The following is a 331-nucleotide window of genomic DNA, read 5'->3' as shown; positions in this document are numbered from 1 at the left end:
CCCGGTGTCGCTGTTTTAGTCAGTGTTGCCTGTGCGGCAGGGCGTGATGTCACCAGCGGCAAAGCCTCAGCCGCTTCCATATTGGCAGCGTAATCGGAAGTTGGGCAGTACACCAGCGCATCTTCACCGGTTTCTGCGATCACATGGAACTCGTGAGAGCCGGATCCACCAATCGCACCGTTATCGGCCGCGACCGCGCGGAACTGCAAGCCAAAGCGCTGGAAAATACGGGTATATGCATCGTACATCACCTGATAAGACTGCTTGAGACCGTCGACATTGCGATCGAAAGAGTAAGCATCTTTCATGGTGAATTCACGACCACGCATCA

The 331-nt window shown here is 54.7% G+C and carries 1 protein-coding gene; it reads right to left on the bottom strand.

Going from position 1 to position 331, the window contains the following annotated elements:
• A partial coding sequence (locus KDM89_RS20985; protein ID WP_329604718.1) for an aminoacyl--tRNA ligase-related protein occupies window positions 1-331 on the bottom strand: 331 nt, incomplete at both ends.

The organism is Cognatundibacterium luofuense (genome assembly GCF_018139685.1).
Lineage (GTDB): Bacteria > Pseudomonadota > Gammaproteobacteria > Burkholderiales > Burkholderiaceae_D > Undibacterium > Undibacterium luofuense.
Note: the sequence above shows the minus strand (reverse complement) of the source record. Positions and strands in the feature narration are given on the sequence as shown.